At 74.5% G+C, this 1,445-nt stretch carries 2 protein-coding genes; both read right to left on the bottom strand.

Going from position 1 to position 1,445, the window contains the following annotated elements; all coding sequences use genetic code 11:
• Positions 1 to 12: 12 nt before the first annotated feature.
• Positions 13 to 939, bottom strand: a complete 927-nt coding sequence (locus ACYVE9_RS26705; RefSeq protein ID WP_461030469.1) for a ribonuclease Z — start codon at positions 937 to 939, stop codon at positions 13 to 15.
• A gap of 45 nt (positions 940 to 984) precedes the next feature.
• Positions 985 to 1,338 (bottom strand): HIT domain-containing protein, encoded by a 354-nt coding sequence (locus ACYVE9_RS26700; protein ID WP_461030468.1) that lies wholly within the window; start codon positions 1,336 to 1,338, stop codon positions 985 to 987.
• Positions 1,339 to 1,445: the final 107 nt, after the last annotated feature.

The following is a 1,445-nucleotide window of genomic DNA, read 5'->3' as shown; positions in this document are numbered from 1 at the left end:
GGCCGGGGGCGTTCAGGCCGGGCGCGGGCCGGTGCCGGAGCGCGGGGGTACCGGCACCCGCTGCAGGTCGCGGGCGACGGTCAGCTCCCCCTCGTAGCCGGCCCGGCGGGCCTGCTCGGCGAAGACCGACGGGTCGCCGTAGCGCTGCGAGAAGTGCGTGAGCACCAGATGGCGCACCCCGGCCTCCGCCGCGACCCTGCCTGCCTGCCCGGCCGTGAGGTGGCCGTGCTCCGAAGCCAACCGGAGGTCCTCGTCCGTGAAGGTGGACTCGATGACCAGCAGGTCGCAGCCGTCCGCGAGTTCGTGCACCGCGTCGCAGAGCCGGGTGTCCATCACGAAGGCGAACCGCTGCCCCGGCCGGTGCTCGCTGACGTCGGCCAGCCGCACACCGCGCAGCTCACCGGTGCGGGACAGCAGGCCGACGTCCGGTCCGCTGATGCCGTGCGCGGCGAGCCGCTCGGGCAGCATGCGGCGGCCGTCCGGTTCCTCCAGCCGGTACCCGAAGGCCTCCACCGGGTGTGAGAGCCGCCGCGCGGAGAGCGTGAAGGAGGGTGTGCGGGCCAGTACCCCGTCCGCCGCGACCGGCTCCTCCCGCAGCCGGACCGTCTCCCGGTAGGCGGTGGAGTACCGCAGGCGGTCGAAGAAGCGCTGTCCGCTCGCCGGATAGTGCGCGGTCACCGGATGCGGGACCCGGTCGAGGTTGATGCGCTGGATGACACCGGCGAGGCCCAGCGAGTGGTCGCCGTGGAAGTGGGTGACGCACAGCCGGGTCAGGTCGTGGGCGGCGACACCGGCCCTGAGCATCTGCCGCTGGGTGCCCTCGCCGGGGTCCAGCAGCAGACCCTCGCCGTCCCAGCGCAGGAAGTAGCCGTTGTGGTTGCGGTGCCGGGTCGGGACCTGACCGGCGGTGCCCAGCACCACGAGTTCACGGGCGGACACGGGTGCCCCTTCGCGGCTGCCGCGGACGGCCGGGCCGGGCCGGGCTCAACCGGGCGGCCACTGGAGGCCGCGGCCGGCGAGCACGTGCGCGTGCGCGTGGAAGACAGTCTGGCCCGCACCGGAACCGGTATTGAAGACCAGCCGGTAGGACTCGGCGCCCTCCGCCGCGGCCACCTCACCCGCCACCCGCAGCACCTCCGCGGCGACCTCCGGCTCGGCGGCTGCCAGCGACGCGGCGTCGCGGTGGTGCGCCCGCGGAATGACGAGCACATGCGTGGGAGCCTGCGGATTGATGTCCCGGAAGGCGACGGTGGTGGCCGTCTCGTGCACCAGCGTCGCCGGGACGTCACCCGCGACGATCTTGCAGAACAGGCAGTCCGCCTGCGGTTCTCCAGCCATGCAGCGGATGGTACTAGGGTCCGCCCGTCCGGCCCTCCAGGTGCGGCACCGTCCGGCGCCCCGCGGGCCCGGGCTCAGCGCCAGCGGCCGGTGCGGCCCAGCAGCAG

This window comes from Streptomyces sparsus, assembly GCF_054776295.1.
This window is presented reverse-complemented; position numbering and strand designations above follow the sequence as displayed.